Below are 22,288 nucleotides of genomic sequence, written 5' to 3'. Positions count from 1 at the left end.
GCGGTACAGGTTGGCCTCGAAATCAGCGGCTAACCGAGACCTTGCTGAAATCCACCCGCCCGAACGGGCTCACCTGGTAACCCTCCACGCCTTGGCGCAGCAGCGTGGTAGCGGTTGGGTGCGCCAGCGGCAGCCACAGCGCCTGCTGCTGGATCGAAGCCTGGGCCTGCTGGTACAGGCGGCTGCGCACGCTCTGGTCTGTGGTGGTACGCCCGGCGCTTATCAGCTGGTCCAGGCGGCTGTCGCAGGCGCGTGAGAAGTTGGTCCCGGACTTGACCGCAGCGCACGAGAACTGGGGGCTGAGGAAGTTGTCCGGGTCGCCGTTGTCGCCGGCCCAGCCCATGAACAGCAAGTCATGCTCACCCGCCTTGGCCCGGCGAATCAGCTCGCCCCACTCGATGACGCGGATCTCGGCCTTGATGCCGACCTTCGCCAGGTCCGCCTGAAGCATCTGCGCGCCGAGGTTCGGGTTGGGGTTGAGCAGGCTGCCGGAGGGGCGTGTCCAGATCGTGGTGCTGAAGCCCTCTGGCAGGCCGGCCTTGGTCAGCAGCGCCTTGGCCCTTTTCAGGTCTGTGGGGTAACCGGGCAGCTCCTTGGCAAAGCTCCAGGTGGTGGGCGGGTAGGGGCCATTGGCGGCGGTGGCGGTGCCTTCGAACACGGCCTTGAGGTAGGCCGGCTTGTCGAAGGCCAGGTTGATCGCCTGGCGTACCTCGGGCTTGTCCAACGGTGGGTGCTGGCTGTTGAGGGCGACAAAGGCGGTCATGAAGGCAGGCGTCGAGGCGGCTTTGAGGTTGCTGTCCTTGGTCGCTTCGGCGATGTCCAGCGGTTTTGGCGAAAGGGCTACCTGGCATTCGCCGCGCTTGAGCTTCTGCAAGCGCACGTTGGCATCCGGGGTAATGGCGTAGATCAGTGGGTCGACCTGGGGCTTGCCGGCGAAGTAGTCAGCGTTGGCGCGGTAGCGAACCACGGCATCCTTCTGGAAACGTTGCAGCACGAACGGGCCGGTACCGACCGGTTCGCCGTTGAGCTTCTCGGGCGTACCGGCCTTGAGCAGCTTGTCGGCGTACTCGGCGGAATAGATCGATGCGAAGCCCATGCTCAGCGTGGCCAGGAAGGTGGCGTCGGCGTGGGTCAGGGTAAAGCGCACGGTGTTCGGGGTCGGGGCCTCGATCGACTTGATCAGGCTGCCCAGTTGCAGCGACTGGGCGTGGGGATAGCCGCCAGGCGCAGTCTTGTGCCAGGCGTGGGCGGGGTAGAGCATGCGCTGGAAGCTGAACAGCACATCGTCGGCGTTCAGCTCGCGGGTCGGTTTGAAGTAGGGCGTAGTGTGGAACTTCACGTCGCTACGCAGGCTGAAGTCGTAGACCAGGCCGTCGGGCGACACCGTCCAGCTTTGTGCCAGGCTGGGGACCACCTTGCCTTGCGTTGCGTCGAACTCCACCAGGCGGTTCATCAGCACGTCGGCCGAGGCGTTGGTGGTGGTCAGCGAGTTGTACTGCACCACATCGAAGCCTTCGGGGCTCGCCTCGGTGCAGACCGACAGCGGCGCTGCCTGGGCCATGCCTGTGGCGAACAGCGCGGTGAACAGAAGTGAAAGGGCGGCGGCGCGCATGGCGGGTCCTCGGCTGGTCAGATGGCCCATCTGCCAGTGCAGTCTGGAAACGGAAACGTCCTACCCTAGTGCGCCTGTCAGGAATTCGCCACCTTCTTTTTCAGTGCTGGGGCGACGAGCGGTCGACAGCGCGCTGGCCTTGTCGCTATGCTGGCCCGGCGCGTCCAGGCCTGCCGGCAAACGCATATTCTGTTGTTGTGGCCGAGTCTTTCTGGTATAAAGCAGCGCTCTTTTCTAGGGGCTCGCTCTGCCGCACAAGCCGAGCAGGTCGATAAGACCCCCTGAATTACGGCGCCTGGCGCCAAAGACTGAGAGATTAAGCGGCCAACCCATGCCGGGTTGGGCATGTGGTTTTAGAGGGCTGAGGCATGTCGAGAGTCTGTCAAGTTACCGGTAAGGGTCCGGTAACCGGGAACAACATTTCCCACGCAAACAACAAAACCCGTCGTCGTTTCCTGCCGAACCTGCAGCACCACCGTTTCTGGGTTGAGTCCGAGAATCGTTTCGTGCGTCTGCGCGTTTCCGCCAAAGGCATGCGTATCATCGACAAGCGCGGCATCGATGCCGTTCTGGTCGACATCCGTCGTGCTGGCGCCAAGGTCTAAGGGAGAACATCATGCGTGAATTGATCCGTCTGGTTTCGAGTGCCGGCACCGGCCACTTCTACACCACCGACAAGAACAAGCGCACCACCCCGGACAAGATCGAGATCAAGAAATATGATCCGGTCGTCCGTAAGCACGTGATCTACAAGGAAGCCAAGATCAAGTAACTGATCCCGGCGACCAGAAAAACCCGCATCCTCTTGGATGCGGGTTTTTTTATGCCTGAGGTTCATGGCGCCTGTGCGTGCCCTTTCGCGGGCAAACCCACTCCTACAGTTTCACGGCAAGGGCAGTCTGTTACTTCTGCTCGAACAGCACGTAGATCTTGCGGCACGGCTCCAGCACCTCCCAGGTACCCTGGAAGCCGGCCGGGATCACGAATCGGTCGCCTGCCCGCAAGGTCTTGGCATTGCCTTCCCCATCGCGCAATACCGAGACCCCCTGGACGATCTCGCAGTACTCATGCTCGGTGTAGTTCACCTTCCATTGCCCCACTTCCCCTTCCCAGACGCCCGCCGCGAACTGCTCGCACGGGCTGGAATAGTGGTTATAGACAGCCTGGTCAGGTTCGCCCTTGAGGATCTTCTCGGCGGCAGGTCGGTAGCGCTCGGCCTCGGTGAGGACCTGGGCGAAGTCGATGATGCTGGCGATGCTCATGGTATGGCCTCGTGATTGTTTAATAAAATGCACATCAGTAGGCTTTTAGGCCTTTCGTGTCAAATATATTGATAGTTTGCCCGGCCTGGTTTAGGGTGGCGAATACCTGTGGGCCCGTCGCCCAAGCCGAATTTTCGACAGCGCCTGTGAGTCCTCAGTGCGGCGCTGCACCTAAACAAGAGAGGAGTCTTCGTATGACCACCCTGACGCGTGCCGATTGGGAACAACGTGCCCAGCAATTGAAGATCGAAGGACGTGCCTTCATCAATGGCGAATATACCGATGCCGTTTCCGGTGAAACCTTCGAATGCCTGAGCCCGGTCGACGGACGCTTCCTGGCCAAGGTCGCCAGCTGCGATCTGGCCGACGCCAACCGCGCCGTGGAAAACGCGCGCGCCACCTTCGATTCCGGCGTCTGGTCGCAACTGGCCCCGGGCAAGCGCAAGGCCAAGCTGATCCGCTTCGCCGACCTGCTGCGCAAGCATGTCGAAGAGCTGGCGCTGTTGGAAACCCTGGACATGGGCAAGCCGATCGGCGACTCCTCGACCATCGACATCCCCGGCGCGGCGCAAGCCATCCACTGGACTGCCGAAGCCATCGACAAGGTCTATGACGAGGTCGCCCCAACCCCGCACGATCAACTCGGCCTGGTTACCCGTGAGCCGGTGGGCGTGGTCGGCGCCATCGTACCTTGGAACTTCCCACTGCTGATGGCCTGCTGGAAACTTGGCCCGGCCCTGGCCACCGGTAACTCGGTGGTGCTCAAGCCGTCTGAAAAGTCGCCGCTGACTGCCATCCGTATTGCCCAACTGGCCATCGAGGCCGGCATTCCGGCCGGTGTGCTGAACGTGCTGCCAGGCTATGGCCACACCGTCGGCAAGGCCCTGGCGCTGCACATGGACGTCGACACCCTGGTGTTCACCGGCTCGACCAAGATCGCCAAGCAGTTGATGGTGTATGCGGGCGAATCGAACATGAAGCGAATCTGGCTGGAGGCTGGTGGCAAGAGCCCGAACATCGTCTTCGCCGACGCGCCTGACCTCAAGGCCGCCGCTGAAGCCGCCGCCAGCGCCATTGCCTTCAACCAGGGCGAGGTGTGCACGGCAGGTTCGCGCCTGCTGGTTGAGCGTTCGATCAAGGACCGGTTCCTGCCGATGGTCGTGGAAGCGCTCAAGGGCTGGAAACCAGGCAACCCGCTGGACCCGGCGACTACCGTGGGTGCGCTGGTGGACACCCAGCAGATGAACACCGTGCTGTCGTACATCGAAGCCGGCCACAAGGACGGCGCCAAGCTGCTGGCCGGCGGCAAGCGCACCCTGGAAGAAACCGGTGGCACCTACGTGGAGCCGACCATCTTCGACGGCGTGACCAATGCCATGAAGATCGCCCAGGAAGAAATCTTCGGCCCAGTGCTGTCGGTGATCGCCTTCGACACCGCCGAGGAAGCCATCGCCATCGCCAACGACACCCCCTATGGCCTGGCTGCCGGGATCTGGACGTCGGACATCAGCAAGGCCCACAAGACCGCCCGTGCCGTGCGCGCTGGCAGCGTGTGGGTCAACCAGTACGACGGCGGCGACATGACCGCGCCGTTCGGCGGCTTCAAGCAGTCGGGCAACGGCCGTGACAAGTCGCTGCATGCACTGGAGAAGTACACCGAGCTGAAGGCGACCTGGATCAAGCTGTAAGTCGCTAAGGCCTATTCGCAGGCAAGCCCGCTCCTGCAGGTAAAGTGCGTTACCTGCAGGAGCGGGCTTGCCTGCGAATGAAGCACAGGAAATTTTTCAGGAGAAACCCGATGCGTTGGGGAACCTACTTCGCCGTACTGGCGGCAGTACTCAGTGTCGGGCTGGCGCTCGGTGTGAGCATGCCGCTGGTATCCCTGCGCCTGGAAGGCTGGGGCTACGGTGGGTTCGCCATTGGGGTGATGGCCGCTATGCCTGCTATCGGCGTGCTGGCGGGCGCCAGCCTGGCCAGCCGCCTGGCCGGCTGGGTCGGCGTGCCATCGGCAATGCGCCTTTGCTTGTGGGGCGGCGCACTGTCCATTGGCCTCGTCGCGCTGTTGCCCAGCTACCCGCTGTGGTTGCTGCTGCGGTTGATGATCGGCATGTCGCTGACGGTGGTGTTCATCCTCGGAGAAAGCTGGATCAACCAACTGGTAATAGAGCAGTGGCGCGGCCGCCTGGTGGCCTTGTATGGCAGCAGCTACGCCCTGAGCCAGCTGGCCGGGCCCTTGGTGCTGGGCCTGCTGGGTTCAGATGACGATTTCGGCTTCTGGGCCGCCACCACGCTGCTGGTGCTGGCGCCATTATTGCTGCTGGGGCGAGGCGGTGCGCCGAGCACCGAAGCTTGCAGCGTGACGTTCCGCGACCTGTTCGCCTTCTGCCGGCGCCTGCCGGTGATCGCCTGGGCGATTGCCCTGTTCGCCGCGTTCGAGGCGATGATTCTTACGTTGTTGCCGGTGTACTGCCTGCAACAGGGGTTTACCACCGAGGTGGCGTTGTTCATGGTCAGCACCGTGGTGGTGGGCGATGCGGTATTGCAGCTGCCGATCGGGGCGTTGGCCGACCGCATGTCGCGGCGCACCCTGTTCAGCGGTTGTGCATTGGCATTACTGGCCTCGAGCCTGGTCATTCCAGTGTTGCTGCACACCCCGGTGATCTGGCCGTTGTGGATACTGTTCGGCGCCAGTGCGGGTGGGTTGTTCACCTTGTCGCTGGTATTGATCGGCGAGCGTTATCGCGACGATGCGCTGGTGCGCGCCAATGCCCACGTGGCGCAGCTGTGGGGCATCGGTTGCCTGTTAGGGCCGCTGCTGGCGGGCGCCGGAAGCCAGTGGATAAGCGGGCATGCGCTGCCGCTGATCATGGCTGCGGGCGCGGCGGGGCTGGTGTTGCTGACCCGACGCAAGGGTGCCTTCGAGCCTGCGTCTGCCTGAGTGGCTAGAGCATCCGCTCCAGCCCAACCGCCTTGGCGATCCAGGCATTGAACCGTCGCCACACGCCACCAGGTTCGGAATCCAGTGTATGCACCTGGCCGTTGTCCTCGGTCTCCCACACCAGCTTGCCGTCTACCAGCTTGGGCTGGTAGCTCAGCGCCGGGGCCATGCCCTGCAACGCAAGCTCGCGGGTGTATTCGGCCAGTTCCGGGCTGTCCACCATGACTCCCACCTCGGTGTTCCACAACACCGAGCGCGGGTCGAAATTGAACGAGCCGATAAAGGTCTTGCGCCGGTCGAAGACAATAGCCTTGCTGTGCAAACTGGAGTTCGAGCTGCCGTGGAAGCTCAGGCCGCGCGAGGCGCTCGGGTCGCCGGGCTGGCGGCGCAGCTCGAACAGCTGCACGCCATGTTCGAGCAGGGCGCGTCGATAGGGCGCGTAGCCGCCGTGCACCGCCGGCACGTCGGTGGCCTCCAGCGAGTTGGTCAGCAGCTTGACCGAGGCGCCGGCGTCGGCGCGGCTGGTCAGGTACAAGAGGCCCGGCTCGCCAGGCACGAAGTACGCCGACACCAGAATCAGCTCGCGATGCACGTTGTTCAGGTCTGGCGCCAGTTGTTGGGTCATCAGCAACTGTGGGTCGGGCTCACCGCGCGCCAGAACCTTGCTGGGCGCGTCCCACAACGCTTGGCTGTGGGCCCAGATCAATTCGTTGCGCCACACATCCAGGCGCGGCGTCACCTGATAGGCCATCAGGCGGTCATACAGGGCCTTGCGTTCGGTGCGCGACTCGGCCAGCCACACCTCCAGGCGCTGGCGGCTGGCGCGCAGGGCGGCGGCGTCCGGCTGATGCCAGAGGAAGTCGCCGATCGGCCGGCTCAGCGCGCTGTTCCAGTACTGGTCGAAACTGTGGCCCAGGTGCTCGGCCACCGGTCCCACACCCAGCAGGTCGATGTCGGTGAAGTTGAGGTTTGGCTCGGCGTCGAAGTATTCATCGCCCAGGTTGCGCCCGCCGACGATGGCCATGCTGTTGTCTACCAGGAACAGCTTGTTGTGCATGCGTCGATGTTGCAGCGACAGGTTGAACAGACGCCCCACCGCGCGGGTGATGCCAGTGCTGCGTCCAAGGTGCAGCGGGTTGAACACGCGGATGTGGATGTTCGGGTGCGCGGCGAGGGTACCGATCATGGTGTCCAGGCCATCGCTGGTGGTGTCGTCCAGCAGAATGCGCACCCGCACGCCGCGGTCGGCGGCACGCAGCAGCTCATGCACCAGTGCGCGGGTGCTCAAGCCGTCGTGGACGATGTAGTACTGCAGGTCGATGCTTGCTTGGGCATTGCGGATCAGTTCGGCACGGGCGCGGAACGCCTCGTTGCTGTTGGGTAGCAGGCGAAAACCCGAACGGCCCTCGTAGGGCGCGGCCTGGCGCAGCACCGAGCGGCCGAACGACGATTGGTTGGCAGGCAGTGCCTGGCTGGTTTCGCGCGGCGTGCTGACGCTGGCGCAGCCTGAAAGGCCGAGCAACAGCGCCAGCGAGAGGGGCAGAACTCGCTGGAGTCTCAAGGAAGATCGTCCTGTACGGCAGGGGCCTGTGGGTTGGACCATCGAGAGGTGCGCAAAGTTACTCGGTGGGTGCGTCCTCTTCCAGTAGACGAAGGGCGGTTTCCCCGACCTTGCGCACCGCTGCCTCTATCTCGGGGGTTGCCCGTGCGGCGAAGTTCATGCGCAGGCAGTGTCGGTACTTGCCCGACGCCGAGAAGATACTACCCACGGCAATCTGTACGCCTTGCTCCAGTAAAGCGCGGTTCAGACGCAATGTATCGAAACTTTCCGGCAGCTCTATCCACAGCATGAAGCCACCTTGGGGGCGGCTGGCGCGGGTGCCTGGCGGAAAGTAGCGGGTCACCCAGTCGATCATCTGGTCACGGGCGCGCTGGTACTGAGCGCGCATGCGCCGCACGTGGGGTTGGTAGTGACCTTCGGCGATGAAATCGGCAATCGCCAGCTGCGGCTGGCAGGCGGTGCTGCCGGTGCTGATGTATTTCATGTGCAGCACCCGCTCCAAGTAGCGTCCCGGCGCTACCCAGCCCACCCGCAGGCCGGGGGCGAGGGTCTTGGAGAACGAACTGCACAGCAGCACGCGACCATCCTCGTCGAACGACTTGATCGTGCGCGGGCGAGGGTAGGTGTAGGCCAGGTCGCCGTACACGTCGTCCTCGAGAATCGCCACGTCGTAGCGCTGGGCCAAGGTCAGCAGGGCCTTCTTGCGCGCCTCGGGCATGATGTAGCCCAAGGGGTTGTTGCAGCTGGGGGTGATCTGGATGAGCTTGATCGGCCATTGCTCCAGGGCCAGTTCCAGCGCCTCCAGGCTCAGGCCGGTGAGTGGGTCGGTGGGAATCTCCAGCGCCTTCATGCCCAGGCCCTTGAGGGTCTGCATGGCGCCGTGGAAGCTGGGCGAGTCCACCGCGACGATATCGCCAGGCTGGCACACCGCGCGGATGCTGGTGGACAGTGCCTCGTGGCAACCGGTGGTCACCACCAGGTCGGCAGGCCCCAGGTTGCAGCCGGAGTCGACCACCAGCCGGGCGATCTGCACGCGCAGGGCTTCGTTGCCGTGGATGTTGTCGTAGTACAGGCCGGGCATGTCCAGGCGCCGACTGAGCTGGGCGAGGCTGCGCAGCAGTGGCTTGAGCGAGGGGCTATCGATATCGGGCATGCCGCGGCCCAGCTGGATCACGTCGGGACGTGGGGTGCTGCGTACCAGTTCCAGCACCTGTTCCCACTGTGAGATATCCACAGGCCGCTGGGCAGGCTTGCTGACGACCGGCAATGCGGGCCCGCCTCGGCGGTCGGTGACGAAATAGCCGGATTTTGGCCGTGGCGCCACCAGGCCGTTGTCCTCCAGCAGGCGGTAGGCCTGCTGGACCGTGCTCAGGCTGACACCGTGTTCATCGCTCAATGCCCGCACCGAAGGCAGGCGCTGGCCGGGGCGGTATAGGCCTTGTTCGATACGAGCGCTGAGCATTTCGGCCAGGTTGACGTACAGAGTCACGGCGTACTCCTAAATTTCGGGGGGAATTACCAGTACAGATTGCGGGAAAATACTTCATTCAGCTGCGTAGACGCCAATTCTGTATGGGAATAAAAACGCCTTTTTGAATCTGTATCATATTGTGTGCTCAAGCGCATGCTGTCCACACGCTTTCAAGTGATGTGGAGGATGCTGCAATGAACGGTTTTAGCGATGTGCGCCTGCAACTGTTGGCCAAGGAACTGGAGGCCAGCCAACGCCTGAAGGTCTACAGCGGCCTGCAGGGCCTGGGTCGCATCGGGCTGATGCTGCATCGCTGGCGTACGCGCAGGGCCTTGCTGGTGCTCAGCGATGAGCAACTGCTGGATATCGGCTTCAGTCGACAGCAAGCCGTTGCCGAAGGCCGCAAGCCGTTCTGGCGGGGCTGAGCAGCGGGCTCCGCTTCAGACCAGTTCCTTGAGCCGGTGCCACAGCATCCCCAGCGCCAACAGCGGCGAGCGCAAGTGCCGCCCGCCGGGGAACGTCACATGGGGCACCTTGGCGAACAGGTCGAAACGCCCGCTGTGCTGGCCGCTGATGGCCTCGCCCAGCAGGCGTGCTGCCAGGTGCGTGGCGTTGACCCCGTGGCCCGAGTAGGCCTGGGCGTAGTAGACGTTCGGCTGGCTGGCCAGGCGGCCGATCTGCGGCAGGCGGTTGGCGCCGATGCCGATCATGCCGCCCCATTGGTAGTCGATGCGCACGTCGGCCAGTTGGGGGAATACCTTGAGCATCTTCGGCTGCATATAGGCGGCGATGTCCTTCGGGTCGCGCCCGGAATAGTGGCAGGCGCCGCCGAACAGCAGGCGTCCGTCTGCGGATAGCCGGTAGTAGTCCAGCGCCACGCGCTGGTCGCACACCGCCATGTTCTGCGGCAGCAGTTGGCGTGCACGTTCCTCGCCCAAGGGTTCGGTGGCGATGATGTAGCTGCCGGCGGGCAGCACCTTGCCGCCCAACTCGGAGTTGAGGCCGTTGTGGTAGGCGTTGCAGCACAGCACGAGGGTTTTGGCGCGGACCTGGCCTTGAGCCGTATGCACCGTCACTTCAGTGCCGTAGTCGATACGGGTGACTTCCGATTGTTCGTACAGATGCACGCCTAGACGGCTGGCGGCGGCGGCTTCGCCGAGCGCCAGGTTGAGCGGGTGCAGGTGGCCAGAGCCCATGTCGACCAGGCCGCCGACATAGCGGTCGGAGCCCACTACGCTGTGTATCTCGCCGGGCTGCACCAGCCGCAGCTCGTGGCGGTAGCCCAGGCTGCGCAGTTCCTCGGCATCCTCGGCGAAGCCGGCCAGCTCGGCGGGCTTGTTGGCCAGGTCGCAGTAGCCCCAGGTCAGGTCGCAGTCGATGGCATGGCGTTCGATACGCTCGCGGACGATGTCCACTGCTTCCAGGCCCATCAGCTTGAGGCTGCGCACGCCTTCCTCGCCCAGCACCGGCAGGAAGCGTTCGACGTCATGGCCGACCCCGCGAATCAGCTGTCCGCCATTGCGCCCGCTGGCGCCCCAGCCGAGTTTGCGGGCTTCCAGCAGAATCACCGAGAAACCGCGCTCGGCCAGTTCGATGGCAGTGTTCAGGCCAGAGTAGCCACCGCCGACGATGCACACATCGGCGCTGTGTTCGCCTTGCAGGAACGGGTGGTCCGGGTGTGGCGCGCTGCTGGCGGCGTAGTAGGAGGCGGCGTGCTGCACGCTGTGGATCATCTCGAAGGCCTTGGAATGCTGGGGAGGGTCGAGGATAAGCCGCGGTTTCGCGGTTGGGCAACCGGCGAGGGCAAGCCCGTTCGTGCAGGTTGGAGGGGGCTTGCCCGCGAATCAGACACCGCGGTGCATGGCCAGGGCTTTGCCCGGGTGCGCGGGCAAGCCCGCGCCTACAGGTGCGTAAGCGGCCTATAATTCGTCGCATCTTTTGAAGACACTCAACGCCCATGTCCTGCAACCGCCACAAGATCCATTTCCTGCGCGAACTCATCCCCTCGTTCGAGTGCGAGCCGGGCTGCCACGATTGCTGCGGCCCGGTCACCACCTCCAGCGAAGAGATGGCCCGCCTGCCGCGCAAGACCCAGGCCGAGCAGGACGCCGCGCTACAGCGCCTGGACTGCGTACACCTCGGCCCGCAAGGCTGCACGGTGTATGAGGAGCGACCGATGATTTGCCGCCTGTTCGGTACCACCGAGCGGCTGCCTTGCCCACGGGGGCGGGGCCCTGCGCAGAAGCTCGAGCCCGAAGCCGAGCGACTGGTGCATCACTTCATTGCGACCACGCGCCAGGTGCTGGTCTGAGGGTCAATCGGGAATCGGCAGGCAAAGGCTCTCCTTCACTTCTTCCATGACGATGTAGCTCTTCGACTCGCGCACATGGGGCAGCTTGAGCAGGATGTCGCCCAGCAGCTTCCGGTAGGAGGCCATTTCGGAAATGCGAGCCTTCACCAGGTAGTCGAAGTCGCCGGATACAAGGTGACACTCCAGCACATGGGGCAGCTTGAGCACCGCGCGGCGGAACTCCTCGAAGGTATCGCCGGACTTGTAGTCCAGGCTGATCTCGACGAACACCAGCAGGCTACCCTTGAGGTGTTGCGGGTTGAGGCGAGCGTTGTAGCCCATGATGATGCCCTCGCGCTCCAGCCGGCGTACGCGCTCGGTGCAAGGGGTGGTGGAAAGCCCGACCTTCTCGCCCAGCTCGGTGAAAGAGATGCGTCCGTCGCTCTGCAGGATGCGCAGGATGTTACGGTCGATCTTGTCCAGCTCACGTTTGCTCTGGTGCTGGGTTCTCATAGGGGATGCCCCTCCGTCAAAGGCGTTCTTGCCAAGAATTCTCGCCAAATATAGGCGTTTATATAGTGAATAGCACTGCGCGGTAGTTCATATACTGCGCGCATCCATGCCTTTCAGACAAAACACTGCGGCGCGCCGCGTGCGAGGAATAGACGATGCGAGTTCTGGTACTTGGTAGCGGTGTGATCGGAACCGCCAGTGCCTATTACCTGGCCCGGCAAGGTTTCGAAGTGACGGTGGTCGACCGCCAGCCCGCGGTGGCGATGGAAACCAGTTTCGCCAACGCCGGCCAGATCTCGCCCGGCTACGCCTCGCCCTGGGCCGCACCGGGCGTGCCGCTGAAGGCAATCAAGTGGCTGCTCGAGCGCCACGCGCCGCTGGCCATCAAGCTCACCGGGGATGTCGACCAATACCTGTGGATGGCGCAGATGCTGCGCAACTGCACGGCCAACCGCTACGCGGTGAACAAGGAGCGTATGGTGCGGCTGTCCGAGTACAGCCGCGACTGCCTCGACGAGCTGCGCGCCGAAACGGGCATTGCCTATGAGGCCCGCACCTTGGGCACCACCCAATTGTTCCGTACCCAGGCCCAGGTGGACGCCGCGGCGAAGGACATCGCCGTGCTGGAGCAGTCCGGCGTGCCCTACGAGTTGCTCGACCGCGACGGTATCGCCCGTGCCGAACCGGCCTTGGCCGGTGCCAGGCACATCCTCGCCGGTGCCCTGCGCCTGCCCAACGACCAGACCGGCGACTGCCAGCTGTTCACCACCCAACTGGCCGAGATGGCCATCAAGCTGGGCGTGGAGTTCCGCTTCGGCCAGGACATCCAGCGTCTGGACTTCGCGGGTGACCGCATCAACGGCGTATGGGTCGATGGCAAGCTGGAAACCGCCGACCGCTACGTGCTGGCCTTGGGCAGCTACTCGCCGCAATTGCTCAAGCCACTGGGCATCAAGGCGCCGGTGTATCCGCTCAAGGGCTACTCGCTGACCGTGCCGATCACCAACGCCGACATGGCGCCGACCTCGACCATCCTGGACGAAACCTACAAGGTCGCCATCACCCGCTTCGACAAGCGCATCCGTGTGGGCGGTATGGCCGAAATCGCCGGTTTCGACCTGTCGCTGAACCCGCGTCGGCGCGAAACGCTGGAGATGATCGTCAACGACCTTTATCCTCACGGCGGCGACCTGGGCCAGGCGAGCTTCTGGACCGGCCTGCGCCCGGCTACCCCGGATGGCACGCCCATCGTCGGCGCCACTGCGTTCCGCAACCTGTTCCTCAACACAGGCCACGGCACCCTGGGCTGGACCATGGCATGTGGCTCCGGGCGCTTGCTGGCTGACCTGATCGCGCGCAAGAAGCCGCAGATCAGCGCCGAAGGGCTGGATATCTTCCGTTATGGTGGCAACCGCGAGGCGGCCAGGCATGGACACCCGGCGCCGGCCCACCAGTGAAATCTCGGGTGGCCTCTTCGCGGGTAAACCCGCTCCCACAAGCGGCACTGTACCTGTGGGAGCGGGTTTACCCGCGAAGAATTCACCACCGCTCCATCGTCATGCAACAGAACCGCCAGAAGGCTGCCCCATGCGTCCCGCCCGTGCCCTGATCGACCTCCAAGCCCTCCGTCACAACTACCGTCTGGCCCGCGAGCTGAGCGGGGCCAAGGCCCTGGCCGTGGTCAAGGCCGACGCCTATGGCCATGGCGCGGTGCGTTGCGCCCTGGCCCTGGAGGTCGAGGCCGATGGTTTCGCGGTGGCGTGCATCGAGGAAGCCCTGGAGCTGCGTGCCGCTGGCATCAAGGCCCCGGTGCTGCTGCTCGAGGGCTTTTTCGAGGCCAGCGAACTGGCGCTGATCGCCGAGCACGACCTGTGGTGCGTGGTGCATTCACTGTGGCAACTGGAAGCCATCGAGCAGACGGCGATGCACAAGCCGGTGAACATCTGGCTCAAGCTCGACAGCGGCATGCATCGCGTCGGCCTGCACCCCAAGGACTACCAGCATGCCTACCAGCGCCTGCTGGCAAGCGGCAAGGTCGCGCGTATCGTGCTGATGAGCCACTTCGCCCGCGCCGACGAGTTGGATGCTGCCACCACCGAGCAGCAGGTTGCGGTGTTCGACGCAGCACGCCAGGGCCTGGCTGCCGAAGTCAGCCTGTGCAACTCCCCCGGCGTGCTGGCCTGGCCACAGGTCGCCGGCAACTGGGCGCGGCCGGGCATCATGCTGTACGGCGCCACACCGTTCGAGGTCGAGCAGGCCCAGGCCGCGCGCCTGCAGCCGGTAATGACCCTGCAATCGCGCATCATCAGCCTGCGTGAACTGCCGGCTGGCGAGCCGGTGGGCTATGGCGGCAAGTTCACCAGCAGCCAACCGACCCGGGTTGGTGTGGTCGCCATGGGCTACGCCGATGGCTACCCGCGCCATGCGCCTACGGGCACCCCGGTGGTGGTCGCTGGCAAGCGCACCCGCTTGATTGGTCGGGTGTCGATGGACATGCTCTGCATCGACCTGACCGACGTCCCCGAAGCCACGATCGGCAGCCCGGTGGAGCTATGGGGCAAGCAGGTCCTGGCCAGCGACGTAGCGCAGCACGCCGGCACCATCCCCTACCAGCTGTTCTGCAACCTCAAGCGCGTCCCGCTGGATTATTACGGCGCATAGGCCGCCAAAGCGGACGGGCTGGGGCCTCGCGTGTTGTAAATACTGAACGGCGTTGCCATCATATCGTTCACATTCGACCCCACCTCGACCGTTTCAGGAGGCTCACGCTTTGGACGTCGGCGAACGACTTCAAGCCATCCGCAAGCTCAAGGGCCTGTCCCAGCGCGAACTCGCCAAGCGCGCGGGGGTGACCAACAGCACCATTTCGATGATCGAGAAGAACAGCGTGAGCCCGTCGATCAGCTCCCTGCGCAAGGTGCTCAGTGGCATTCCCATGTCGATGGTCGAGTTCTTTTCCGTCGAACTGGAGCCGCAAAGCCCTACCCAGGTGGTGTACAAGGCCCACGAGTTGATCGACATTTCCGACGGCGCAGTGACCATGAAGCTGGTGGGCAAGTCGCACCCCAACCGCGCCATTGCCTTCCTCAACGAGGTGTACCCACCGGGCGCCGATACCGGTGAGGAAATGCTCACCCACGATGGCGAGGAAACCGGGATTCTGCTGGAAGGCCGCCTGGAACTGGTGGTCGGCGCCGAAACCTTCATCCTTGAAGCTGGCGACAGCTACTACTTCGAGAGCACCCGACCGCACCGTTTTCGCAATCCGTTCGCAGAGCCTGCCCGGCTGATCAGCGCGGCCACCCCGTCGAATTTTTGATCCAGCTCAGGGTATTGTGAAGCCAATACCCCTTTCCCCAGTAGGGTCGTTTCACGCCTTCCAGGTTGCCGCTATACTTTTCAACGCTCGCGAACCGTGGCCGCGGGCGTGATTAGCCACCATGAGGGTGTACGCGTGAACCAAATCAAGAAGATGCTGGCCGTACCAGCAGCCGTATTCGCCCTGTGGGCGCTCAACGCACACGCAGCGACCAACGACGACATTGCCAAGCGCCTTGAGCCGGTCGGCCAGGTATGCGTGCAAGGGCAGGAATGCAAGGGCATGGAAGTAGCCGCCACTGCTGGCGGCGGTGGTGCCAAGACCCCCGACGAGATCATCGCCAAGCACTGCAACGCCTGCCATGGCACTGGCCTGCTGAACGCGCCGAAGATCGGCGATACCGCGGCGTGGAAAGAGCGCGCCGACCACCAGGGCGGTCTCGATGGCATCCTGGCCAAGGCCATTACCGGGATCAACGCCATGCCGCCCAAAGGCACCTGCGCCGATTGCTCGGATGAAGACCTGAAGAACGCGATCAAGAAGATGTCCGGGCTGTAAGCCTGGGCTGACACCCGAGAAACCCGCCCTGCCTGGCGGGTTTTTTTGTGTCTGTACCGGCCTCTTCGCGGGTAAACCCGCTCCCACAGGTTCACTGCTGGCCGTGAGAGCGGCGCGATACCTGTGGGAGCGGGTTTACCCGCGAAGAGGGCCGTACAGGCAGCAAATCAGCTAGGTTGATGGTCATAACCCCTGCAAGCCGAGAAGCCCAGGAGCCCACCCATGCCCCAACGCTGTTCCCTCGACCAGGCCGTAGACCAGGCCTTGGCCCGCCTCCCGCTCCATATCCATATGGGCCTGCCACTGGGCCTGGGCAAGCCCAACGCCTTCGTCAATGCGCTCTACGCCCGCATCCGCCAAACCCCCGAGCGGCAGCTGACGATCTACACCGCACTGAGCCTTGGCCGCCCACCCTTGGGCAAGGGCCTGCAACGGCGCTTCCTCGAGCCCTTCGTCGAGCGTGTCTTCGCCGACTATGAGGAACTCGACTACCTCGCCGACCTGCGCAACGACAGCCTGCCGCCGAATATCCGCGTCGAGCAGTTCTTCCTGCAACCCGGCTCGTTGCTGCACAGCACCCAGGCGCAGCAGGACTATGTCAGCAGCAACTACAGCCATGCCGCCCGCGACATCAACGCCAAGGGCCTGAACCTGATTGCCCAGCTGGTGGCGCACACGCCGGAGCGCCCCGGCCACCTGAGCCTGGCCTGCAACCCCGACATCACCCTCGACCTGCTGCCGATGGTAGAAAAACGCCGCGCCGAGGGTGAAACCATCCTGCTGCTCGGCCAGGTGCACGCCGAACTGCCCTATATGCCAGGCGATGCCGAACTGCCGCTCGAGGCCTTCGACCTGCTGCTCGATGAGCCCGAACAGCGTCGTCTGTTCTCCACACCGAACATGCCGGTCACTACCCAGGACCACTGCATCGGCCTGCATGCCAGCGCCTTGTTGCGCGATGGCGGCACTTTGCAGGTCGGCATTGGCGCCATGGGCGACGCGGTGGCCGCCGCACTGCTGGCGCGCCAGGGCGACAACGAGGGCTACCGTGCACTGCTGGCCGAACTCGACCTCACGCCCTGGCAGGCGCTGATCGACCGCGAAGGCGGGCAGGATCCCTTCGCCCAGGGCCTTTACGGGTGCAGCGAGATGTTCGTCAACGGCCTGCTGGCGCTGGCCGAAGCCGGCGTGGTGCGGCGCCCGGCAGACGAGCACGGTGCGCTGGTACATGGCGGTTTCTTCCTTGGCCCCGGTGACTTCTACCAACGCCTGCGGGAGATGCCCCTGGAGCAGCGCGAGCGCTTTGCCATGAGCGCCATCAGTTTCATAAACGAACTGTATGGCGACGAAGCCCTCAAGCGCCGCCAGCGCCGCGACGCGCGCTTCGTCAACACGGTGTTCGGCATGACCTTGCTCGGCGCCGGGGTGGCCGACCAGCTCGAAGATGGCCGGGTGCTCAGTGGTGTCGGTGGGCAGTACAACTTCGTCGCCCAGGCCCATGCGCTGGAGGGCGCTCGCTCGATCCTGCTGCTGCGCAGCTGGCGCGAATCCGGTGGCGAGGTGAGCTCCAACCTGTTCTGGCAATACGGCCATTGCACCATTCCCCGTCATCTGCGCGACATCGTGGTGACCGAGTACGGCATTGCCGACCTGCGCGGGCAGACCGACAGCGAAGTGATTGCGCGCCTGCTGGCCATCAGCGACTCACGCTTTCAGGGCGATTTGCTGGTCCAGGCCAAGAAGGCCGGTAAGTTGCCCCTGGACTTCGCGCTGGCGCCGCGCTTCACCGAAAATACCCCCGAGCGGCTGGAGGCGATACGTGCCCGGCATGCGCGGCTGTTCCCGGAGTACCCGCTGGGGAGTGATTTCACCGCTGAAGAAAAGGATTTGCTGCGGGCGCTGAACTGGATCAAGAGCAAGTTCAAGCTGAGCGAGGCGTTCGGGCTGGGCAAGGCGGCGCTGGACGCGGCGCAAGACGAGGGGTACGCGGCGCATCTGGAGCGCATGGGGCTGGTGCAGCCCAATAGCCTCAAGGAAGAGTTGTATCGGCGGCTGCTGGTGGCGGGGTTGCAGGCCACCCGCTAAAGCCTCGGTAGGAGCGGGCTTCTCGCGAACCAGGGCGAGGCCCTGGCCATGCACTGCGGTGGTTTCTTCGCGGGCAAGCCCGCTCCTACAGGGTCTGCGGTGCGCTGTTACTCGATGAACGTCACCACACCACCTTCCAGCGACTTCACCCGCGCCAGCGACTCGACCCGATAGCCCTGGGCATCCAGTTCGGCACGCCCGCCCTGGAACGACTTCTCGATCACGATACCCAGCCCCGCCACCGTGGCACCGGCCTGCTTGATGATCGAGATCAGTGCCTGCGACGCCTTGCCATTGGCCAGGAAATCGTCGATCACCAGCACCCGGTCGCTGCTGTTGAGGTGGCGCGGCGAGACGGCCACGGTGTTCTCGGTCTGCTTGGTGAAGGAATACACCGAGGCGGTCAGCAGGTTCTCGGTCAGGGTCAGCGACTGATGCTTGCGCGCGAAAATCACCGGCACGCCCAGCTTCAAGCCGGTCATCACCGCCGGCGCGATACCCGACGCCTCGATGGTGACGATCTTGGTCACGCCGGAGTCGGCGAACAAGCGGGCGAACTCGTCACCGATCAGCTGCATCAGCGCCGGGTCGATCTGGTGGTTGAGAAACGCGTCGACTTTGAGAACCTGGTCGGAAAGCACGATGCCTTCTTCGCGAATCTTCTGCTGCAGTGCTTGCACGATGGTATTCCTCGATGTAGCAAAGGTGGCCACGGTCCTGGACCGTGGCCAAGTTTAAGGTTGATTCAGCGCTTGAGCATCGCCCGGATATCGGCCAATGCGTTGTTGCCGCGCGCGGCTTTGACTTCCACGGGAGCGTCGTCCAGGCCTTCCCAGGACAGGTCGTCCGGCGGCAGTTCGTCGAGGAAGCGGCTGGGCGTGCAGTCGATGATCTCGCCGTACTGCTTGCGCTTGGCGGCGAAGGTGAAGGCCAGGGTCTGCCGCGCGCGGGTAATGCCCACGTAGGCCAGGCGGCGCTCTTCCTCGATGGTGTCGGCCTCGATGCTGGAGCGGTGCGGGAGGATCTCTTCCTCCATGCCCATGATGAATACGTAGGGAAACTCCAGGCCCTTGGAGGCGTGCAGGGTCATCATCTGCACGCCCTCGGCGTTCTCTTCCTCTTCCTGCTGGCGCTCGAGCATGTCGCGCAGCACCAGCTTGCCGATGGCATCCTCGATGGTCATGTCACCCTCTTCGTCTTTCTCGAGGGTGTTCTTCAGGGCATCGATCAGGAACCAGACGTTGCCGATACGGAAATCCGCCGCCTTGTCGCTGGCGGTGTTCTGGCGGATCCAGTTCTCGTAGTCGATGTCGCGCACCATCTCGTGCAGCGCGGCGATCGGGTCTTCCAGGGCGACCTTCTGGCGTACCCCGTCGAGCCAGTGTTTGAAGCGCTGCAAACGCTCGGTGTAGCGCGCATCCAGGTGCTCGCCCAGGCCCAGCTCGTCGCTGGCGGCATACATCGAAACCCCGCGCTCGGTGGAATAGTTGCCGAGCTTTTCCAGGGTGGTCGAGCCGATTTCCCGGCGCGGTACGTTGATCACCCGCAGGTAGGCGTTGTCATCGTCCGGGTTCACCAGCAGGCGCAGGTAGGCCATCAGGTCCTTGACCTCCTGGCGGCCGAAGAAGCTGTTGCCGCCGGACAAGCGATACGGCACCTGGTGGTGCTGCAATTTCAGCTCGATCAGCTTGGCCTGGTAGTTGCCCCGGTAGAGGATGGCGAAGTCGCTGTAGGGCCGGTCGGTGCGCAGGTGCAGGGTGAGGATCTCCATGGCCACTCGCTCGGCCTCGGCTTCCTCGTTCTTGCAGCGGATCACACGAATCTCGTCGCCCACACCCATCTCGCTCCACAGCTGCTTCTCGAAGGCGTGGGGGTTGTTGGCGATGAGTACGTTGGCGCAACGCAGGATGCGGCTGGTGGAGCGGTAGTTCTGCTCGAGCATGACGATCTTCAGGGAGGGGTAGTCCTCCTTGAGCAGCATCAGGTTCTCCGGGCGCGCGCCACGCCAGGCGTAGATCGACTGGTCGTCGTCGCCCACCACGGTGAACTGGTTGCGCATGCCGATCAGCATCTTCACCAGCAGGTACTGGCTGGCGTTGGTGTCCTGGTATTCGTCCACCAGCAGGTAGCGCACACGGTTCTGCCAGCGTTCCAGCACCTCGGGGTGCTCCTGGAACAGCTTCACCGGTTGCAGGATCAGGTCGTCGAAGTCCACCGCATTGAACGCCTTGAGCGTGCGCTGGTAGTGGGTGTAGACGATCGCGGCAGTCTGCTCGCGCGGGTTGCGGGCTTTTTCCAGGGCCTCGGCAGGCAAGATCAGATCGTTCTTCCAGGCACCGATCATGTTCTTGATCTCGTCGATGCCGTCGTCGCCGGAGTATTCCTTTTGCATGATGTCCGACAGCAATGCCTTGATGTCGGACTCGTCGAAGATCGAGAAGCCGGGCTTGTAGCCGAGCTTCTCGTGCTCCTTGCGGATGATGTTCAGGCCCAGGTTGTGGAAGGTGCACACGGTCAGGCCGCGGCCCTCGCCGGGGCGCAGCAGGGTGCCGACCCGCTCCTTCATCTCGCGCGCGGCCTTGTTGGTGAAGGTCATGGCGACGATGTACTGGGCGCGGATGCCGCAGTTCTGGATCAGGTGGGCAATCTTGCGTGTGATCACGCTGGTCTTGCCGGAGCCTGCACCGGCAAGTACCAGAAGGGGGCCGCCGACGTAGTCGCGGGCTTCCTGTTGCCGGGGGTTGAGTCGGGACATGCTAGAAACCGGGGGTAACCAGAAAATAGCCGCGCATTCTAGCAGGCATGGCCGGTTTTTGGCGCAACCGTCCGGCACGCTGATGTGCGAAACACAATTGCGGGCGCGACGACTTTCGAGCAGGATGCACGACAAAATATGTCGGCACGCTGGCCAGGGAATGTCACGCAGCAATAGTGAGAATCATTTCCACTTATCGGGTAGGATTACCCGCCCCCGCCGCTCACCGTCCAAGCCCTAAGGAGCCCGCTTGTCCACGCCTGTCGAACCTTTGCGTTTGCTGCTGTTGGCCGATGAGCCGGAATGGGCTGCCTTGCTGCGCGAGTGCGTGCAGCCGCTGGCTGGCAGCGCGGTGTTGTTGACCGCGCCGAACTGGGAGGCGGTCGACAGCCTGTTCGCCCATGACCGTCAGGCGGTAGTCCTCGCCACCCCGGCCTTGCAACCGGCCCCAGGGCGTTGCGACCTACCGACCATCCTGTTGCTCGACCACGAGCCGGAAACCGCGCCGGTAGGCGTCAGCGACTGGCTGGTGCGCAGCCAATTGAGTGATGACGCCTTGCGCCGTTCGTTGCGCCATGTGCGCGAGCGCGGTGTACTGGTGGCCACCCTGCAGCGCCTGGCCGAGCAAGACCCCTTGACCGGCATCGCCAACCGCCAGGGCTTCCAGGCGCTGCTGACCGCGCGCCTGGCCGAGAACGATGGCCGTGGCCTGGCCCTCGGGCACCTGGACCTGGACAACTTCCGCCACGTCAACGACGCCCTGGGCCACCAGGGTGGCGACCGCCTGATCCTGCAAGTGGTCACCCGCCTCAAGCAGCAACTGGAGGCGGGCGACCAGTTGGCGCGCCTGGGCAGCGACGAGTTCGCCCTGCTGATCGACACCCGTCGCGACCCCAACCGCGCCGAGTGGATCGCCGAGCGCATCGTCGAGGCGCTGGCCGAACCCTACTGGATCGACGGCGAGAGCCTGCTGCTCGGTTGCAGCCTGGGCCTGGCCCACGCTCGTGCACAGGCCGGCGCCGACCCGCTGATGTGGCATGCGCACATTGCCATGCGCCAGGCCAAGGGCAACCAGGGCTGCACCTTTCATGTGTTCAACGAGCGGATCAACCGCAACGCCCGCAGCCTTGCCGACCTCGAAGGCGAGTTGCGTCGGGCGTTGCGCCGCGACGAGCTGGAGCTTCACTACCAGCCGCGGCTGAACCTGGCCGATGGGCGCATCGTCGGCCTTGAAGCCCTGGTGCGCTGGCGCCACGCCGAGCGAGGGTTGCTGCCGCCAAGCGAGTTCGTGCCGCTGGCCGAGCAGAGCGGGCTGATCGTGCCGCTGGGCTACTGGGTCATCTCCCGTGCCCTTCGCGACATGCAGGCCCTGCGCGAGCGCGGCCTGACGCCGCTGCACATGGCTGTAAACCTGAGTTTCCGCCAGTTTCAGGACAGCCAGTTGCTGGCCACCCTCAGCCGCCTGATCGTCGAGCACGGGGTGGATGCACGCTGGCTGGAGTTCGAGCTGACCGAAACCGCCGTGATGCGCCGCAACGAGCTGGTGCGCCAGACCATGGATGCCCTGGGGCGCCTGGGCGTGCGCTTCTCGCTGGACGACTTCGGCACCGGCTTCTCCTCGTTCGTGCACCTGAACAGCCTGCCGATCACCCTGCTCAAGGTCGACCGCAGCTTTGTCGGCTGCATGGACCAGCGCGAAGAGAACAGCAAGCTGGTACACGCGATGATCAACCTGGCGCACAACCTCAACCTGGAGGTGGTGGCCGAGGGGGTCGAGAGCGAGGAGCAGATGGCCATGCTGCGTGAGTTTGGCTGTGACCAGGTGCAAGGGTTCCTGGTCAGCCGGCCATTGCCGGTCGATGAGCTGATCGACTACCTGTTGCAGGCGGGCAGGCCGCAGTTGGTGAGTGCGTAGTTTGGGGGG

The 22,288-nt window shown here is 64.1% G+C and carries 20 protein-coding genes; 12 read left to right on the top strand and 8 right to left on the bottom strand.

Features of this window, described 5'->3' with window-relative positions; all coding sequences use genetic code 11:
* Positions 1-22 precede the first annotated feature (22 nt).
* Complete coding sequence (locus tag RAC97_RS22740) at positions 23-1,612, bottom strand: ABC transporter substrate-binding protein (protein ID WP_375101902.1); 1,590 nt, start codon at positions 1,610-1,612, stop codon at positions 23-25.
* Positions 1,613-1,980: 368 nt separating this feature from the next.
* On the opposite strand from RAC97_RS22740, the gene rpmB reads away from it, so the two are divergent.
* Positions 1,981-2,217: a 50S ribosomal protein L28 gene (rpmB, locus tag RAC97_RS22735; protein WP_008091535.1), complete on the top strand. Its 237-nt coding sequence runs from the start codon at positions 1,981-1,983 to the stop codon at positions 2,215-2,217.
* 11 nt (positions 2,218-2,228) lie between these two features.
* Entirely contained in the window at positions 2,229-2,384 is a 156-nt protein-coding gene (rpmG, locus tag RAC97_RS22730; RefSeq protein WP_012703270.1) for a 50S ribosomal protein L33, read from the top strand.
* 130 nt (positions 2,385-2,514) lie between these two features.
* On the opposite strand, the gene RAC97_RS22725 is transcribed toward rpmG, so the two are convergent.
* Positions 2,515-2,874 (bottom strand): cupin domain-containing protein, encoded by a 360-nt coding sequence (locus RAC97_RS22725; protein ID WP_375101903.1) that lies wholly within the window; start codon positions 2,872-2,874, stop codon positions 2,515-2,517.
* Between the two features lie 194 nt (positions 2,875-3,068).
* On the opposite strand from RAC97_RS22725, the gene RAC97_RS22720 reads away from it, so the two are divergent.
* Positions 3,069-4,562 carry an aldehyde dehydrogenase gene (locus tag RAC97_RS22720; protein WP_375101904.1) on the top strand — a complete coding sequence of 498 codons (1,494 nt, stop codon included), beginning with the start codon at positions 3,069-3,071 and terminating at the stop codon, positions 4,560-4,562.
* Between the two features lie 110 nt (positions 4,563-4,672).
* Positions 4,673-5,812, top strand: a complete 1,140-nt coding sequence (locus tag RAC97_RS22715; protein WP_375101905.1) for an MFS transporter — start codon at positions 4,673-4,675, stop codon at positions 5,810-5,812.
* Positions 5,813-5,816: 4 nt separating this feature from the next.
* Here the strand turns inward: RAC97_RS22715 and RAC97_RS22710 are convergent, their stop codons facing one another.
* Together RAC97_RS22710 and RAC97_RS22705 are read right to left on the bottom strand one after the other, a co-directional pair.
* A complete protein-coding gene (locus RAC97_RS22710; protein WP_375101906.1) occupies positions 5,817-7,373 on the bottom strand; it encodes a phospholipase D family protein in 1,557 nt (518 codons plus the stop codon).
* A gap of 58 nt (positions 7,374-7,431) precedes the next feature.
* Positions 7,432-8,862: a PLP-dependent aminotransferase family protein gene (locus RAC97_RS22705; protein WP_375101907.1), complete on the bottom strand. Its 1,431-nt coding sequence runs from the start codon at positions 8,860-8,862 to the stop codon at positions 7,432-7,434.
* Between the two features lie 176 nt (positions 8,863-9,038).
* Between RAC97_RS22705 and RAC97_RS22700 the strand changes: the two genes are divergently transcribed.
* Positions 9,039-9,269 (top strand): DUF1127 domain-containing protein, encoded by a 231-nt coding sequence (locus tag RAC97_RS22700; RefSeq protein ID WP_375101908.1) that lies wholly within the window; start codon positions 9,039-9,041, stop codon positions 9,267-9,269.
* 15 nt (positions 9,270-9,284) lie between these two features.
* Here the strand turns inward: RAC97_RS22700 and RAC97_RS22695 are convergent, their stop codons facing one another.
* On the bottom strand, positions 9,285-10,577 hold the full coding sequence (locus RAC97_RS22695; protein WP_375101909.1) for an NAD(P)/FAD-dependent oxidoreductase: 1,293 nt from the start codon (positions 10,575-10,577) through the stop codon (positions 9,285-9,287).
* 224 nt (positions 10,578-10,801) lie between these two features.
* Between RAC97_RS22695 and RAC97_RS22690 the strand changes: the two genes are divergently transcribed.
* Positions 10,802-11,155 carry a YkgJ family cysteine cluster protein gene (locus RAC97_RS22690; RefSeq protein ID WP_375101910.1) on the top strand — a complete coding sequence of 118 codons (354 nt, stop codon included), beginning with the start codon at positions 10,802-10,804 and terminating at the stop codon, positions 11,153-11,155.
* Between the two features lie 3 nt (positions 11,156-11,158).
* Here RAC97_RS22690 and dadR read toward each other — a convergent pair whose 3' ends face one another.
* Positions 11,159-11,647: a transcriptional regulator DadR gene (gene dadR, locus RAC97_RS22685; protein WP_039581953.1), complete on the bottom strand. Its 489-nt coding sequence runs from the start codon at positions 11,645-11,647 to the stop codon at positions 11,159-11,161.
* Positions 11,648-11,802: 155 nt separating this feature from the next.
* Between dadR and dadA the strand changes: the two genes are divergently transcribed.
* The 5 genes from dadA (at position 11,803) to RAC97_RS22660 (ending at position 17,609) form a co-directional block, all read left to right on the top strand.
* On the top strand, positions 11,803-13,104 hold the full coding sequence (dadA, locus tag RAC97_RS22680) for a D-amino acid dehydrogenase (RefSeq protein ID WP_375101911.1): 1,302 nt from the start codon (positions 11,803-11,805) through the stop codon (positions 13,102-13,104).
* Positions 13,105-13,234: 130 nt separating this feature from the next.
* Positions 13,235-14,308, top strand: a complete 1,074-nt coding sequence (gene alr, locus RAC97_RS22675; protein WP_375101912.1) for an alanine racemase — start codon at positions 13,235-13,237, stop codon at positions 14,306-14,308.
* A gap of 109 nt (positions 14,309-14,417) precedes the next feature.
* Positions 14,418-14,966: a cupin domain-containing protein gene (locus RAC97_RS22670; protein ID WP_375101913.1), complete on the top strand. Its 549-nt coding sequence runs from the start codon at positions 14,418-14,420 to the stop codon at positions 14,964-14,966.
* A 153-nt stretch (positions 14,967-15,119) separates the two neighbouring features.
* Complete coding sequence (locus RAC97_RS22665; RefSeq protein WP_375101928.1) at positions 15,120-15,524, top strand: c-type cytochrome; 405 nt, start codon at positions 15,120-15,122, stop codon at positions 15,522-15,524.
* 222 nt (positions 15,525-15,746) lie between these two features.
* The gene (locus tag RAC97_RS22660) at positions 15,747-17,609 is read left to right on the top strand and encodes an acetyl-CoA hydrolase/transferase C-terminal domain-containing protein (protein WP_375101914.1); all 1,863 of its coding nucleotides are present in this window, start codon (positions 15,747-15,749) and stop codon (positions 17,607-17,609) included.
* 107 nt (positions 17,610-17,716) lie between these two features.
* Here the strand turns inward: RAC97_RS22660 and RAC97_RS22655 are convergent, their stop codons facing one another.
* Together RAC97_RS22655 and rep are read right to left on the bottom strand one after the other, a co-directional pair.
* Positions 17,717-18,289 (bottom strand): xanthine phosphoribosyltransferase, encoded by a 573-nt coding sequence (locus RAC97_RS22655; RefSeq protein WP_375101915.1) that lies wholly within the window; start codon positions 18,287-18,289, stop codon positions 17,717-17,719.
* 65 nt (positions 18,290-18,354) lie between these two features.
* The gene (gene rep, locus RAC97_RS22650) at positions 18,355-20,364 is read right to left on the bottom strand and encodes a DNA helicase Rep (RefSeq protein WP_375101916.1); all 2,010 of its coding nucleotides are present in this window, start codon (positions 20,362-20,364) and stop codon (positions 18,355-18,357) included.
* 250 nt (positions 20,365-20,614) lie between these two features.
* Between rep and RAC97_RS22645 the strand changes: the two genes are divergently transcribed.
* On the top strand, positions 20,615-22,279 hold the full coding sequence (locus tag RAC97_RS22645) for a putative bifunctional diguanylate cyclase/phosphodiesterase (RefSeq protein ID WP_375101917.1): 1,665 nt from the start codon (positions 20,615-20,617) through the stop codon (positions 22,277-22,279).
* Positions 22,280-22,288: the final 9 nt, after the last annotated feature.

Source organism: Pseudomonas sp. LS_2 (genome assembly GCF_042709235.1).
GTDB lineage: Bacteria > Pseudomonadota > Gammaproteobacteria > Pseudomonadales > Pseudomonadaceae > Aquipseudomonas.
The sequence above is the reverse complement of the archived record's forward strand: the minus strand, read 5'-3'. Positions and strand labels throughout refer to the sequence as shown.

Coding starts and splice junctions, on each gene's coding strand:
- RAC97_RS22740 (WP_375101902.1), bottom strand. CDS start 1,612: ATGCGCGCCGCCGCCCTTTCACTTCTGTTCACCGCGCTGTTCGCCACA.
- rpmB (WP_008091535.1), top strand. CDS start 1,981: ATGTCGAGAGTCTGTCAAGTTACCGGTAAGGGTCCGGTAACCGGGAAC.
- rpmG (WP_012703270.1), top strand. CDS start 2,229: ATGCGTGAATTGATCCGTCTGGTTTCGAGTGCCGGCACCGGCCACTTC.
- RAC97_RS22725 (WP_375101903.1), bottom strand. CDS start 2,874: ATGAGCATCGCCAGCATCATCGACTTCGCCCAGGTCCTCACCGAGGCC.
- RAC97_RS22720 (WP_375101904.1), top strand. CDS start 3,069: ATGACCACCCTGACGCGTGCCGATTGGGAACAACGTGCCCAGCAATTG.
- RAC97_RS22715 (WP_375101905.1), top strand. CDS start 4,673: ATGCGTTGGGGAACCTACTTCGCCGTACTGGCGGCAGTACTCAGTGTC.
- RAC97_RS22700 (WP_375101908.1), top strand. CDS start 9,039: ATGAACGGTTTTAGCGATGTGCGCCTGCAACTGTTGGCCAAGGAACTG.
- RAC97_RS22695 (WP_375101909.1), bottom strand. CDS start 10,577: ATGATCCACAGCGTGCAGCACGCCGCCTCCTACTACGCCGCCAGCAGC.
- RAC97_RS22690 (WP_375101910.1), top strand. CDS start 10,802: ATGTCCTGCAACCGCCACAAGATCCATTTCCTGCGCGAACTCATCCCC.
- dadR (WP_039581953.1), bottom strand. CDS start 11,647: ATGAGAACCCAGCACCAGAGCAAACGTGAGCTGGACAAGATCGACCGT.
- dadA (WP_375101911.1), top strand. CDS start 11,803: ATGCGAGTTCTGGTACTTGGTAGCGGTGTGATCGGAACCGCCAGTGCC.
- alr (WP_375101912.1), top strand. CDS start 13,235: ATGCGTCCCGCCCGTGCCCTGATCGACCTCCAAGCCCTCCGTCACAAC.
- RAC97_RS22665 (WP_375101928.1), top strand. CDS start 15,120: ATGCTGGCCGTACCAGCAGCCGTATTCGCCCTGTGGGCGCTCAACGCA.
- RAC97_RS22660 (WP_375101914.1), top strand. CDS start 15,747: ATGCCCCAACGCTGTTCCCTCGACCAGGCCGTAGACCAGGCCTTGGCC.
- rep (WP_375101916.1), bottom strand. CDS start 20,364: ATGTCCCGACTCAACCCCCGGCAACAGGAAGCCCGCGACTACGTCGGC.